Raw genomic sequence first — 11,857 nt, forward strand, 5'->3', positions numbered from 1 at the left:
GCACAGACGCTGTTCAGACTTCGTGACGTTACCCATCACGAGAGGTCTTTTGGACATGACGAGCCTGGCTTCGACGATCGCAGCGGACATCCAACCGATCAGGCATTCCTCGATTCCAGCCAAGCTTGGCTGCGCGCTGGCGCTGGCTGCGCTCGCCGACCGGCTGTTCTATGGCGAGCGCATCGGACTGTCGCTCACGCTGTTTGCGACCGCGATGGCTTGCGTGTCGGCGCTGTTCAATCATGCGGCCCTGGATCTGCGGCGCGCCATGATCGCTGCGACCATTCTCGTCGCCGGCCTCGTGCCGGCCGTCGAGGAGCTCAACACGCTGTCCTTCCCGATCCTCATCACGGCGCTGGCCATTGCGCTCATGGTCGCGACCAATCCGGAAACGACCGAGTTCACCGAGCGTGCCCGTGCGCTACGCAATTTCTTCCTGCTCGGTCCCTTCAGGTTCTTCCTCGACGCGCTTCAGGTGTTCAACATGTCGGCGTTCACCCGCGGCATCGCGCTCTGGCTGCTGCCGGTGGCGCTCGGCACCGTCTTCGTCGCGCTGTTCGCGGCGGCCAATCCGGTGATCGAGCAGTGGGTGTCTCTGCTCAATCCAAAAATCCTCCTCGAATATGTCAGCGTACCGCGTGTGCTGTTCTGGACGACGATGCTGGCGCTGGTCTGGCCGTTCATCCATGTGCGCTGGCGGCGGAGGAAGGTTGTTACCACGACGGATGCCGATGGCCCGGTGCCGCCGCTGCCGCCCATGGTCTCAGCGGAGTTTCTCGGCCCCTCGACGATCCTGCGCTCGCTGATCCTGTTCAATCTGCTGTTCGCGGCACAGTCCATTCTCGACGGCATCTATCTCTGGGGTCACGTCGCGCTGCCCGCGAACATGACTTATGCGGCCTACGCCCATCGCGGCGCCTACCCGCTGATCGCGACCGCCCTGCTCGCTGCTGCCTTCGTACTGGTGGCGATGCGCCCGGGTGAACCGGCTGACAAATCAAAGGTGATCCGGCCGCTGGTCTATCTCTGGGTCGGGCAGAACGTCCTTTTGGTCGCCTCCTCCATCCTCCGCCTCGACCTCTACGTGGGCATCTACATGCTGACCTATTGGCGCATCGCGGCCTTCATCTGGATGGGTCTGGTGGCACTCGGGCTGATCCTGATCGTGGCCCGCATCGCGCTCGACCAATCCAACCGGTGGCTTGTCCGCGCCAATCTGATCGCGTTAACGATCGTGCTCTATACTGCCTCGCTGGTGAACTTCGATGCGTTCATTGCCGACTATAATGTTGCCCACAGTCGGGAAGCATCGGGCAACGGCGTGCAGATCGACATCAACTATCTCCTGACGCTTGGGCCACAGGCGCTGCCCGCCATAGACAAGGCGATCTTGCTGCGGCCCGGCAGCCCCGAGAGCTGCCTTGTGTCGCGCCGCGACCGCCTTGTAGAACAGCAACGTCAGGATCTGGCCTGGCGGAGCTGGGGCTTTCGAAACTGGCGGCTCCAGCGCAGGCTGGAGGCGCAGGTGAAGAACCAGCCGGCAGGGTGAGCGGAGAGTTTACTTGGCGCATCGCATTCTCATCGTCGACGACGAGGGCCACATCCGCGAGGTCATCCGGGTCGCCCTGAAGAAGGCCGGCATGGACGTGATCGAGGCCCGCGACGGCAAGGAGGCACTCGCCCGCTTTGCCGCCGACAGGCCCGATTTGATCGTGCTCGACGTCGGCATGCCCGAGTTCGACGGCCTCGACGTCTGCCGCGAGATACGCAAAGGCTCCGACGTGCCGATCCTGTTCCTGTCGGCGCGCGACGAGGAGATCGACCGCGTGCTCGGCCTTGAGATCGGCGGCGACGACTACGTGACAAAGCCGTTCAGCCCGCGCGAGCTGGTGGCGCGGGTCAACGTCATCCTGCGCCGGCTCAGCCCGCGCAATGGCGAGGCCAAGGCCGGGCCGAGCGCGCTGGCGCAAGGTGGCCTGCTGATCGATCCGGAGCAGCATGTGGCGTCGTTCGCCGGCACGCCGCTGAAGCTGACCGCGATCGAGTTCGGCATTCTGCGCGCGTTCCTGACCCGGCCGACCTCGGTGTTCAACCGCGAGCAGCTGATGCGCGCGGCCTACCAACTCAACATCCAGGTCTCCGACCGCACCATCGATAGCCACATCCGCAACATCCGCGCCAAGCTCGCGGCGCTTTCCTGCGACAACGTGATCGAGACCATCCACGGCGTCGGCTTCAAGCTCGGCCGCTGCGAGAAAGAGGCATGAGCGGGGCCCCCGACAAATGGCGGCCGTCGCTCGGGCTTGTCATCTTCGCGGTGCTGGCGACGGTCGCGGTGCTGCCGCTGGTCGGCCTGTTCTTCTTCCGCCTCTACGACAACCAGCTGATCCGCCAGACCCAGGCCGAGCTGATCGCGCAAAGCCGCGTGCTGGCGACGATCTATGCGCAGGAGGTCACGGCAAGGCTCGACAGCGGCCTGACGCTCGGCGCCGAGGTGCCGCCGAACGTGCTGCCTGATCCGGGCGACCAGGTCACGCCGATCCGCCCCGCGCTTGACCTCACCGCCAACGATCTGCTCCGCCGGCGGCCCGATGCGCAACCCGCGCCCAAGCCGGCACAGCCGGCCTATGTCGAGATCGGCGCAAGGCTGACGCCGATCATCCGCGAGACCCAGAAGGTGACGCTGGCAGGTTTCAGGATCCTCGATCCGCAGGGCGTCGTGATCGCCGGGCGCCAGGAGGTCGGGCAGTCGCTTGCCCATATCGAGGAGGTCGCGGACGCGCTGCACGGGCAGTATCGCGCCACCCTGCGCAACCGCGTGCCGGACAAGCCGCCGCCGCCGATCTACTCCTTCAGCCGCGGCCTCGGCGTGCACGTGTTCTCGGCGATGCCCGTCATCGTCAACAACCGCGTCGCGGGGGTGATCTACACCACGCGGACGCCGAGCAACATCTTCGACCATCTCTACCAGGAGCGGGCTAAGTTCGTGCTGGCCGGGCTCGCCGTGATCCTCGGCACGATCGCGATCGGCCTCGTGTTCTCCCGCACCATCACGCTGCCGATGCGCGAGCTGATCGACCGCGCCGCCAGAATTGGCCGCGGCGACCGCGAGGCGTTCAGGCCGCTGCGGCACTACGGCACGCGCGAGTTCGCCCAGCTCTCGCACAGCTTCCTCGGCATGGCCGAGCAGCTGGCGCGGCGCTCCGACTACATCGCGACCTTCTCGGCGCACCTCACCCACGAGCTGAAATCGCCGCTGACCTCGATCAAGGGCGCAGCCGAGCTGTTGCAGGATTCGGTTCAAGGCAAATCCGAGGACCTGACGCCGGCCGAGCAGAAAACGTTCATCGCCAACATCCTGTCCGACACCCAGCGGCTGGAGGCGATGGCGCAGCGGCTGCGCGAGCTCGCCCGCGCCGAGAGCCTGCCGCAGAACGAGCGCACCGAGCTTGCGCCCGTCATCGCCGACCTCAGGAGCAGGTTTCCGGAAAGCTCCATCGAGGCCAGCGGCAGCCTCGACCGGGCGATCGGCATGTCCGGCGAGAAGGCATTGATCGTGCTGTCGCATCTCGCCGACAACGCGGTGCGGCACAAGGCTGGGACAATCAGGCTGGAGGCGGTGGACGCGCGGACGACCCTGCTTCTTACCGTGAGCAATGACGGCGAGCCGATCTCGGCGCCGAACCGCGACAGGATCTTTGACGCGTTCTTCACCACCCGCCGCGACCAGGGCGGCACAGGGATGGGGCTGGCAATCGCGCGCGCGGTGATGGCGAGCCATGGCGGCTCGATCAGGCTGAAGCCGACCGACGACGGTGCGGCCTTCGAGCTGCAGTTTCCAGTCGCCTAGATCGCGAACACCCAGGCGGCGACGATGGTGCCGATGGTGACGAGACCGGCGATGGTCCAGCCAGCGGCATATTCCAGCTCAGGGTGACCGGTCGCCCGCATGATCTCTGCCGGATCGGCGGTATGCTTCTCTGCCATGACAGCCTCGCACGTTTCTTCCCGTGTCTAAGGATAAGTCGCGCCAGCCGCCAGAAGGTTCCATCACGGACGTGCGAGGGACACAAAGACGCGAAAACAACCCCATGCACAGTAGAAAGCCCGCTCCGGCGCGCGGCCCGGTCGCGCCGCACAACCTTCTGACACATCGGTGCAAAACGTCCCCGCCGCGCAATTCCCGCGTGCCCCGCGCCTTGCCTTCCAAATCCGGTTGCATGCTAGACTGGACGCTGTCCACGGCAGGAGGGAAGCATGGCCGACAACAAGGCAAAGCGGGGCGGAGCCGATCGCGCCCTGATTGCGCTCACCGAGAAATACGAAGTCGCCTATTGGTCGAAGAAGTTCAAAGTGACGCCGGCCAAGCTGAAATACGCCGTCAAGAAGGTCGGCCACTCCGCCAAGAAGGTCGAGGCCTACATCAAGCTCCAGAAGCACCGCGCCTCCGACAAGAGCCGGATCGCGCTGAGTGAGGCCTATGAGGTCCGCTACTGGTCGAAGAAATTCAAGATCACCCCGGCCAAGCTGAAGGCCGCCGTGGCCGCAGCCGGCCATTCCGCCAAGAAGGTGGAAGCGTATCTCGCGGCCCAGAAGGCGGCAAAAAAGGCCAGGAAGGCAAAGAAAACGGTCAAACGGAAGAAGGCCGCCTGAGATTTCGGGCCCATGGAGGCAGGGATGAAATCCGGCCGATCGATCCTATCCTGCGCCCTCGTTCTTGCCGCCACGTCCCACGTCGCAGGCGCCTCCGCAGCCACGCCCGCAAAGGTCTCGGGCTCGGCGGCGCTGGCGCTCGCGGGCGTGATCGCGCCGCTGTCCCCGAACCTCACCGGCGCCGAGAAGAAGGCGGTGGCGATGCTGTTCTCCGCCAATGCCGACATTCCCTACAAGAAGGCCATTGTGGTGACCGCCGACCGGATCGTCTGCCGCACCGGCAATGTCGACATCACCGTTCGCAATTGCGAGGTGACCTTCGGCAAGAAGGTGAAAACCGTGAACGGCTCCACTGCCAACGAGATATTCGCGACCGAAGCGCTGGCCGGCGTTCCGCCCGACGGCGCGGCGGGATCGAATTTCGAGAGCCTCGCCAAGCTGAGCTGCACGATCGACCCCAACGCGATCAGGCGGAAGGACGGCAGCGGCGCGGATTGCACATTCGAGCCGGGGAATTGAGCGCCGAGGGCGCCGTCAAATCGCCTCAAGACCAGCCAACTAATAAGGCGAATTGAAAAGACAGGCCCCAAGAGCGAGCCAATATGAGCGCGCAAGGCCCGGCACCATCATGAAGAATTATCTCGCATTTTTGCTTGTTCTGACCGTCTCGACAGCTTCCGCGCATGGTCCGGTTCCGACGCGGCTGGCTGCGCCATCCGATCTCGTCCGCGTCGGGCTGACCGACAACGACACCACCGCCGGCGGCACCGCGCGGCTCTGCGAGCAGGTCACCTTCGCGCGCGGCCTGCGCTACGGCGAGAGCGAAGCCAATGTGCTCGATGTCGCCACCAGCGCGACCAAGGCGGATACGCCGCGGCCGGTGCTGCTGTTCGTGGCGGGCGACACTTTCACCGGCGACCATGCGGCGCCGGAGCTGTCGCGCCAGATCCAGGACCAGATCATGTGCTTTGCCGCGCGCAACGACATGATCGGGGTGCGCGTCAACTATCGCCTCGCGCCGTCGGCGAGCTGGCCCGCCGGGGCGACCGACGTGGCGGCGGCACTGTCCTGGGTCCACGGCAATATCGACCTGTTCAATGGCGATGCCCGCGAGATCGTCGCGGTCGGCTATGGCGCCGGCGCCTTTCACGTCGCCACCCTGCTGGCGCATCCCGAGCTCCAGACCGACCGCGCCGACGTCGCTGGCGTCGTGCTGGTGTCCGGGATCTATCGCGTGGGCAAGGACGCGAGCGACAACGAGAAGGCCTATCTCGGCAGCGACGCGACCCAGTACGACAAGCGCTCGGTCTTCCCCGGCATCCTCAATGTCGACGTGCCGATCGTGCTGGCCTGGGCCGCGGACGATTCCACCAGGCTGGTGGCACAGGGCGAGACCCTGAAGAAGACGCTCTGCGGCGCCGGCCATTGTCCGCGCGGCACCATCCTGCGCAGCCGCGACGGCATCGCCGCCGCCTTCGGCCTCGACGGCTCCGGCGACAGCCTCGCCGAACCGACGCTGCTGCTGGTGCATCAGCTCGAGGCGCGGGGGCTGCCGTAGCGGGGTGTTGCGGGCGGAGCGCGTTATTTACTCCGACCTTTTGCTGGGCCACCACTCTCCCCCGCCCTCCCCCGCAAGGGGGGAGGGAGCGCAGCGGAGTGCGCCGCTACGCTGTGCCGCACCGCACTGTCGCAATTGATAAGAACGAACGCGTGCCACAACGAAGGTGCGTTCCCTCCCCCCTTGCGGGGGAGGGTTAGGGAGGGGGGTGCCACACGGCACACTCCCTCGTTTGTCAGCGCGTCAGCACGCCTGCCGCTTTCGTTCGCGCTAACAGCTGCGCTGCTTTGAAGTGCGCCACCAAGCCACAGCTTTGACAAACGCTTGACGTAGATCAACTCGCCTTGGTGCGGACTGAGCCGACCTCGTTGGGGGCCAACGACAAGGTGTCGAGCATGCGCGTCACCGGCAGGCTGCTATTCATTGTGATCATCGCCTTCGCTTCGCTCGGGGCGATGTCCCAGCAACGGTCCGAACAACCGGCAAGCGACAACGAGATCCGCATCGGCAATGTGATGCCGTATTCGGGGCCGCTCTCGGAGTTCGGCGCGATCGGCACCGCGGAGGCCGCCTATTTCGATATGATCAACGCGCGCGGCGGCATCAACGGCCGCAAGATCCGCTTCATCACCCGCGACGACAATTCCGATCCGGCGGCCGCGCTGGAGCTGACCCGCAATCTGGTCGAGAAGGACGACGTCCATCTGATGTTCGGCTCGTTCGGCACGCCCGGGAATCTCGCCACGCGCTGGTATCTGAACGAGAAGAAGATCCCGCAGCTTTTCCTCGCCACCGGCGACGAGGAGCTGAGCCAGGCCAAGGCGTTTCCCTGGACCATGGGCTGGCAGCCGTCGTTCCGGTCGGAGGGACGCATCTACGCCAACTACATCCAGGCCTACTATCCGCGGAAGAAGATCGTGGTGCTCTGGCAGAACGACCAGTTCGGGCGCATGCTCTACAAGGGTATCCAAGAAGGCCTCGGCGATCTGAACCGTCACGTCCTCGTCGACATCGCCTTCGATATCAACGACGAGCATCTCGAAGGGCACGTCTCGATCCTCAAGCGCGCCGGCGCCGACATCTTCGTCTTTCTCGGCGTGCCGTCGACGGCGTCCAAGGTGATCAAGCTGGCGGCGTCGCTCAAATGGCGTCCGGTCTTCATCGTGAACGACGCCTCCGCCTCGATCGCCAATGCGATGGCGCCCGCGGGCCTGGAGAATTCGGCCGGCGTAGTCTCGGCCGCCTTCCTGAAGGATCCGAGCGATCCCGCATGGAAGAACGATCCCGCCATGAAGGACTGGTTCGCCTTCATGGATAAATACCACCAGGTCGAAAGCACCAACAACAGCGCGGCAGTCTATGGCTACGCCGCGGCCGAGGCGCTGACCAAGGTGCTGAAGCAATGCGGCGACGATTTTTCGCGCGAGAACATCATGCGTCAGGCGGCTTCGCTGAAGAGCTATCAGCCTTCCCTCGCGCTCCCCAACATCAGGATGAACACCTCGCCGGACAGCTATCTGCCGATCAGGCAGATGCGGCTGGTGCAGTTCGACGGCCGTTCCTGGCAGCCCTTCGGCGACGTGATCGAAACCGCATTCACGGAAGGCGCGGCGCGGTAGCCTGCTCACGCGCACCTTTTGCCGGGCTACCCCTCTCCCCCGCCCTCCCCCGCAAGGGGGGAGGGAGCGCGGTGTGCCGTGCGGTGAGAGCTGGGCTCACAAGCTCGACGAGTTCACTGACCCAATGCCGATTGTCATCACCTTGACGCAGCCACACGCACAACTGTGTTCCCTCCCCCCTTGCGGGGGAGGGTTAGGGAGGGGGGTGCCGCACGGGGACTCTCTCGACCGGTAAAGCGGCTGCGCACCCTCACGCCGGCTTCAGCGAGGCCAGCGCATTCTCCAGCAGCGAGCGCACACGCGCGGCATCGCCTGACTTCACCACCGCGGGGTCGAGATAGAGCTCGAGGCCGGGCGCGCGTTCGGTGATGATGCCGCTGTTCTCCGCCGCGGCATCGTTCAGCGCGTCGACCGAATAGGGAATCACCTCGCGGCTGATGCCCTTCATCGTGATCGCCGGCAGCGCGTGGGCGCGGACGATGTCGCTGACCAGAGCGAAGGTCTCGTAGCTCAGCACGATGCCGCCGGGCTCGGCGATCGATTGCAGGCGCGCGGCGAGGTTCGCCTCGGCACCGATGATGGTGTAGTCCATGCGGTCGCTGCTGCCGAAATTTCCGACATTGCAATAGCCGGAATTGATGCCCATGCGCGAGCGGAACGGTTGCTCGATGCCGGAGGCGCGCCACTTCGCATTGAGCTCGGCAAGCCGCTGCTGCATGCGCCAGGCCATCTGGAGGCAGGCCTGCGCATCGGCGCGGTCGCCCCTGGTCTCGGGGTCGCCGAAGAAGATCAGCATGGCATCGCCGATGAACTTGTCGATCGTGCCGCCATGTTCGTGGGCGATCGCCGACATCTCGGTGAAATATTCATTGAGGAGTTGCGTCAGTTGCTCGGGCTGGAGCCGCTCCGCGGTCGCCGTAAAATTCTGGATGTCGGAGAAGAAGATGGTGAGCTTCTTGCGCTCGGTGTGGATGATGACGTCCTTCTGGCCGGAGAAGATGCTCTTGTAGACCTGCGGCGGGATGTAGCGCGAGATCTTCATCGAGAGCGAGGCGAGGAAGTCGTTGGCGGATTCGAGCTCCTTGTTCATGCCCTTGATGCGGCTCGCCTGGCGGCGCTGGAGCGAGAGGAAGGACAGGCCGCTGCCAGCGGCGATCAGGAAATAGGCCAGCAGGAACTTGAACGAGAAGATGTTGGCGGCGATCGGCTGGGCGATGATCACCTCCTGGATGCCCCTGATATCGCCGACCTTCCAGTCCTTCTTCGGGCTTTCGGGGTGGCTGTTGTGACAGCTCACGCAGGCCGGGCCCATCGTGACGGGGGCGACGAGGCGGACCTTGTCGTTGAACAGCGAGGTCTCGGTCTCCAAGATCTTCTGTTCGGGATCCCTGCGCAGCGCGTCGAGCGCGTCCTTCTCGAACTTGTCGAGCTGGTGCGGCGCACGGTTCTGGAACGGGAAGTCCGAGACGAAGCGGTAGGTGATGTTCTCCTGCTGCGCGCCGATCACCCGTCCGAGCTCCAGCGACAGCGTCGCCGGGATCGGGATCGCACCAGGAACGGATTCGTAATTGTGAACCACCCTGGTCGTACCATCAGGATTGGCGATGATGCGCCCGACCACGTTGGTCGCGTAGTAGCTGCGCACACTCGTGATTACCGAATTGAGATCGGCGGCCTGCCGGCGCAGCGCCGTCTTGGAGAGCTCGGTCAGGTCCAGCCACACCGCGAGCGGCAGAGCGAGCAGCAGGAACGCGATCGCGGCACCGGTCAGGACGCCGCTCTTGCGCTGTTCTTCGGCGATCTCTTGTTTCACACTGTGGCTCCGTTGTGTGCGCTTTTGTCGCAAACCTCCCGGGATTTGCGGCAAAGCCTGCGGCGGCACAGAGCCAACAAAAGCGGGCGCGCGCAACCCCATTTTATGGTGGTCGCACCAAGCGTCTTTCCGTTTCATCACGAAGGTTTAAGATCGGGATCAACCTGCATTGATCATCCGGAGCCAGCACCCATGACCGAGACCGTCCGCATCAAGCGCTTCAATGCGCGGCCCGTGATCGTGCCGATGAACCTGCCGCTCCAGACCTCGACCGGGGCGGTTGCCAGGGCGCCGCTGGTGCTGATCGACTGCGAGACCGACCAGGGCGCCCGCGGGCACGCCTATCTGTTCTCGATCACGCCGTCGGCCCTGAAGCCGCTGACGGCGATGGTCACGGAAATGTCGGAGCTGCTTGCCGGCGACGAGCTGCTGCCGTTCGAGATCGAGCGCAAGCTGACCCAGCGCTTCACGCTGCTGGGCCTCGCCGGCCTGCAGCGGCTGGCGCAATCCGGCATCGACATGGCGGCCTGGGACGCGCTGGCCCGCAGCAAAGGCCTGCCGCTGGCAAGGCTCCTCGGCGGCGCGCCGAAGCCGGTCAAGGCTTACAATTCGAAGGGGCTCGGCATCATGCCGGCAGGCGCCGCGGTGGAGGAGGCGCACAGGTTGCTGGCGGAGGGTTTTCACGCCGCCAAGATCCGCGTCGGCCGGCCCGATGCGCGGGAGGATCTCGCGGTGGTGCGCGCGGTGAGAAAAGCCGTCGGCGATCAGGTCACGCTGATGTGCGACTACAACCAGGCCCTGACGGTCACCGAAGCCATCCGCCGCGGCGAGATGCTCGACGACGAGGGCTTGAGCTGGATCGAGGAGCCGATCCGCCACGACGACTACGAGGGTTGCGCCCGCATCGCGGACGCGCTGCGCACGCCGGTCCAGATCGGCGAGAATTTTGACAGCGCCTTCTCGATGCAAGCGGCGCTGTCGGCGGAAGCCTGCGACTACGTGATGCCTGATGTGCAGCGCATCGGCGGCGTCACCGGCTGGCTCCGCGCCGCCGCGCTCGCGCATGCCGCCGGCATCGAGATGTCCACCCATCTGTTCTCGGAAGTCAGCGCGCATCTCTTGTGCGTGACGCCGACCGCGCACTGGCTGGAATATGTCGACTGGGCCGACGCGGTGCTTTCGACGCGATTGAAGATCAAGGACGGCTTTGCTCTGCCGAACGAGGAGCCGGGCAACGGCATCGCGTGGGACGAGGCGGCGGTGAAGAAATATCTGGTCAGCTGATCCGGCTACGTTCGCGCGAAGGAAAAGCCGGACTGGCCGCGAAGGAACCCGTTGGCAAAGGCGACGCCCGGGTAAAGCTCGGACAGGCGGCCATTTGCCTCTTCGGCTGACCTGCGCCCGTCGAGCACGTCGCGAAAGGTCTTTGCGACTTCGACCATGTCGCAATCCTGCGGCGACAGGCGCAGCGAGCCGATCCCGGCCTCGCGCAGCGCACCGATGTCACTGACGAGATTGGTGCAGGCATGCGACAGGGTCTGCACGCCGTTGATGGTCAGGAAATCCTGCTGGTCCAGCGTCTTCAGCGCGAGCCCGTCGGGGTCCTTCTCGCAGACGAAGCGGCAATTGTCCTTGGAGAGCTTGTGAAGCCGCGCATGGTAGCAGCGGGCCGCGATCGCCAGCGGCACCCTGCCGAAAGCGAATATCTCGATCACGGCCTCCGGCAGCGCCGCGGCGATCGCCGCCGCTGATGCGACCGGCAGTTCGGGCGGCAAGCAGATGCGCGCGGCGCCTTGCCGGACGTGAAAGGCCGCGCTGGTCTCGTTGTAGATGTTGACGAAGGGCCCGATGGCGTGCGGCCGGCCCTTGATCGACCTGAGGCAGGTGAGGTCGTTGACTTCGACCAGCGCGTCCCCGGCGGCGCAGAGCTCTTCGGTCTGACGCCGTTCGCGCCGCAGCGACACCAGGATCAGCGAGCCCAGCAGGACCTGCTTGCCGGCCTGCTGGAGGCGTTCGATCACCTCAGGCAGATGCCCGGCGAAGAACGGAGACCGTTTCGAGCACACGATCTCGCCGACGGAGACGACGTCGACCGGCGCCTCGTCGGCGATCCGGAAGTAGAAATCGCGCCAGCGCTCCGGCGCCCAATTGTACAGGACCGGGCCGAGACTAAGCTGCATCGGGGCATCTCTCATTCATGGCTGGACCGCCAGC

General features: G+C 65.1%; 11 protein-coding genes. 8 read left to right on the forward strand and 3 right to left on the reverse strand.

Annotated elements, in window-relative coordinates; all coding sequences use genetic code 11:
* The first annotated feature begins 55 nt into the window (after nucleotides 1–55).
* From BJA_RS38640 to BJA_RS38650, 3 genes are read left to right on the forward strand one after another with little or no spacing between them, the layout of a single operon-like run.
* Complete coding sequence (locus tag BJA_RS38640; protein WP_038967334.1) at nucleotides 56–1,549, forward strand: DUF4153 domain-containing protein; 1,494 nt, start codon at nucleotides 56–58, stop codon at nucleotides 1,547–1,549.
* A 13-nt stretch (nucleotides 1,550–1,562) separates the two neighbouring features.
* Nucleotides 1,563–2,267, forward strand: coding sequence for a response regulator transcription factor (locus BJA_RS38645; protein WP_011090346.1), 705 nt, complete (start codon nucleotides 1,563–1,565; stop codon nucleotides 2,265–2,267).
* Nucleotides 2,264–3,850, forward strand: coding sequence for an ATP-binding protein (locus tag BJA_RS38650; RefSeq protein ID WP_011090347.1), 1,587 nt, complete (start codon nucleotides 2,264–2,266; stop codon nucleotides 3,848–3,850). The genes BJA_RS38645 and BJA_RS38650 overlap by 4 nt, the downstream gene beginning before the upstream one ends.
* Here BJA_RS38650 and BJA_RS42510 read toward each other — a convergent pair.
* Nucleotides 3,847–3,987: a hypothetical protein gene (locus tag BJA_RS42510; RefSeq protein WP_007597071.1), complete on the reverse strand. Its 141-nt coding sequence runs from the start codon at nucleotides 3,985–3,987 to the stop codon at nucleotides 3,847–3,849. The genes BJA_RS38650 and BJA_RS42510 overlap by 4 nt on opposite strands.
* A gap of 270 nt (nucleotides 3,988–4,257) precedes the next feature.
* Between BJA_RS42510 and BJA_RS38655 the strand changes: the two genes are divergently transcribed.
* The 4 genes from BJA_RS38655 (at nucleotide 4,258) to BJA_RS38670 (ending at nucleotide 7,830) form a co-directional block, all read left to right on the forward strand.
* Entirely contained in the window at nucleotides 4,258–4,653 is a 396-nt protein-coding gene (locus tag BJA_RS38655; protein WP_011090348.1) for a DUF3606 domain-containing protein, read from the forward strand.
* 24 nt (nucleotides 4,654–4,677) lie between these two features.
* Nucleotides 4,678–5,172 carry a hypothetical protein gene (locus tag BJA_RS38660; protein WP_038967333.1) on the forward strand — a complete coding sequence of 165 codons (495 nt, stop codon included), beginning with the start codon at nucleotides 4,678–4,680 and terminating at the stop codon, nucleotides 5,170–5,172.
* Nucleotides 5,173–5,281: 109 nt separating this feature from the next.
* Entirely contained in the window at nucleotides 5,282–6,211 is a 930-nt protein-coding gene (locus tag BJA_RS38665; RefSeq protein WP_011090349.1) for an alpha/beta hydrolase, read from the forward strand.
* A gap of 395 nt (nucleotides 6,212–6,606) precedes the next feature.
* On the forward strand, nucleotides 6,607–7,830 hold the full coding sequence (locus tag BJA_RS38670) for an ABC transporter substrate-binding protein (protein ID WP_028173882.1): 1,224 nt from the start codon (nucleotides 6,607–6,609) through the stop codon (nucleotides 7,828–7,830).
* A gap of 250 nt (nucleotides 7,831–8,080) precedes the next feature.
* Here BJA_RS38670 and BJA_RS38675 read toward each other — a convergent pair whose 3' ends face one another.
* Complete coding sequence (locus tag BJA_RS38675; RefSeq protein WP_038967331.1) at nucleotides 8,081–9,643, reverse strand: adenylate/guanylate cyclase domain-containing protein; 1,563 nt, start codon at nucleotides 9,641–9,643, stop codon at nucleotides 8,081–8,083.
* A 192-nt stretch (nucleotides 9,644–9,835) separates the two neighbouring features.
* Between BJA_RS38675 and BJA_RS38680 the strand changes: the two genes are divergently transcribed.
* Nucleotides 9,836–10,927: an enolase C-terminal domain-like protein gene (locus BJA_RS38680; protein ID WP_011090352.1), complete on the forward strand. Its 1,092-nt coding sequence runs from the start codon at nucleotides 9,836–9,838 to the stop codon at nucleotides 10,925–10,927.
* A 5-nt stretch (nucleotides 10,928–10,932) separates the two neighbouring features.
* Here BJA_RS38680 and ubiV read toward each other — a convergent pair whose 3' ends face one another.
* Nucleotides 10,933–11,823: a ubiquinone anaerobic biosynthesis protein UbiV gene (gene ubiV, locus BJA_RS38685; RefSeq protein WP_038967330.1), complete on the reverse strand. Its 891-nt coding sequence runs from the start codon at nucleotides 11,821–11,823 to the stop codon at nucleotides 10,933–10,935.
* Nucleotides 11,824–11,857: the final 34 nt, after the last annotated feature.

Source organism: Bradyrhizobium diazoefficiens USDA 110 (assembly GCF_000011365.1).
GTDB lineage: Bacteria > Pseudomonadota > Alphaproteobacteria > Rhizobiales > Xanthobacteraceae > Bradyrhizobium > Bradyrhizobium diazoefficiens.

Bases quoted from the DNA above. Each gene is read 5' to 3' on its own strand.
- BJA_RS38640 (WP_038967334.1), top strand. From the start codon at position 56: ATGACGAGCCTGGCTTCGACGATCGCAGCGGACATCCAACCGATCAGG.
- BJA_RS38650 (WP_011090347.1), top strand. From the start codon at position 2,264: ATGAGCGGGGCCCCCGACAAATGGCGGCCGTCGCTCGGGCTTGTCATC.
- BJA_RS42510 (WP_007597071.1), bottom strand. From the start codon at position 3,987: ATGGCAGAGAAGCATACCGCCGATCCGGCAGAGATCATGCGGGCGACC.
- BJA_RS38655 (WP_011090348.1), top strand. From the start codon at position 4,258: ATGGCCGACAACAAGGCAAAGCGGGGCGGAGCCGATCGCGCCCTGATT.
- BJA_RS38660 (WP_038967333.1), top strand. From the start codon at position 4,678: ATGAAATCCGGCCGATCGATCCTATCCTGCGCCCTCGTTCTTGCCGCC.
- BJA_RS38665 (WP_011090349.1), top strand. From the start codon at position 5,282: ATGAAGAATTATCTCGCATTTTTGCTTGTTCTGACCGTCTCGACAGCT.
- BJA_RS38670 (WP_028173882.1), top strand. From the start codon at position 6,607: ATGCGCGTCACCGGCAGGCTGCTATTCATTGTGATCATCGCCTTCGCT.
- BJA_RS38680 (WP_011090352.1), top strand. From the start codon at position 9,836: ATGACCGAGACCGTCCGCATCAAGCGCTTCAATGCGCGGCCCGTGATC.
- ubiV (WP_038967330.1), bottom strand. From the start codon at position 11,823: ATGCAGCTTAGTCTCGGCCCGGTCCTGTACAATTGGGCGCCGGAGCGC.